The sequence below is a fragment of the Moorena sp. SIO3I6 genome, assembly GCF_010672095.1.
Genome location: NZ_JAAHHU010001587.1, coordinates 1 through 1,150, shown reverse-complemented (window position 1 = coordinate 1,150; position 1,150 = coordinate 1). Strand labels below are relative to the sequence as shown.

The window sequence follows — 1,150 nt, the reverse complement described above, 5'->3', positions numbered from 1 at the left end:
GAACTCAACGGTACAATCGTTAATAACGGTACGATTGATGGTGCTTTCAACGGCGTTAGCTTTGCCAATGGCGGTACCTCTTCTGGCGCGCTGCAAAATTTCGGTACTATCACTAGTGCTAGTCGTGCCGTAAATATCGGTGGTCAAGATATTAGCCTTCAAAACTTCGGTGAGATTCTCACCTCTGCCAGTCCCCGGGATGGTGTCGTTTACACTGACCAGAGTGCGCTTTCCTACTCGATTGTCAACGAAAGTAGTGGTCTGATCGATGTCGGTGAAGGCAATGATGGAGATGCCATTTCTCTACAACTCGGTGCTGATGTCACAGGTAGCGTGATTAATCGAGGTACGGTGATCGGACGTGGTGTGCCGGTGGGTAACAACCGAGCAACTGCTGTTCGCCTCAGACAAGGTACTAATACTGACCTCTCAGTCTTCAATGGTGATATTGTCAATGAAGGCACCTTAACCTCAGAAACTGATGCGGCAGTACTGATTGAGGACGGAGTCGAACTCAACGGCGACATCATTAACAGGGGCACTATCAACGGTGGTGTTGTTGCAGGCAGCCCTCAGGTCGGTATTGATGTTCAGGGTGCTGAGGGTGACGTAACTATTGTTAACCAAGGTACTATCAACGGCGATGTTCTACTCAGTGCTGGTAATGATACCTATGATGGTATCGCAGGCACTGTTAACGGTACTGTTTTCGGTAATGAGGGCAATGATACTCTGATTGGTGGTAGCGCTAATGATGTGTTGAACGGAGGCGTTGGCAATGACTTGTTAACTGGCAATTCAGGTGCAGACATCTTCGCCTTCGGCAGTGAAATCTTCCAAGACGGTCTCCAGGACTTTGACCAAATCACTGACTTTGAGGCCGGTGATGCCTTTGATTTCGCTGACGAGTTCTTGGGCAATATTAGTTTCGGTCGCGAAACAGTTAGTGGTCAAGAAGCGGTAGTAGCTATCCTTGGCGGCGAGGATAATCTGACTGTATTCGGCAATCTCGATGCTGCTGAGCAGGCATTTAATGCATTTGTGTAACACAACAGTGTGATCCCAAGACTATTCCGATTAGTTCTTACTTAAACGGTTTTTACCCAAGACTGTCAGCGATCGCTAATCTAACTAGCGATCGCATTTTTTT

The 1,150-nt window shown here is 47.7% G+C and carries 1 pseudogene; it reads left to right on the top strand.

Going from position 1 to position 1,150, the window contains the following annotated elements:
• Window positions 1-1,047, top strand: a pseudogene (locus F6K49_RS51450) (hypothetical protein); the annotation flags it as partial.
• Window positions 1,048-1,150: the final 103 nt, after the last annotated feature.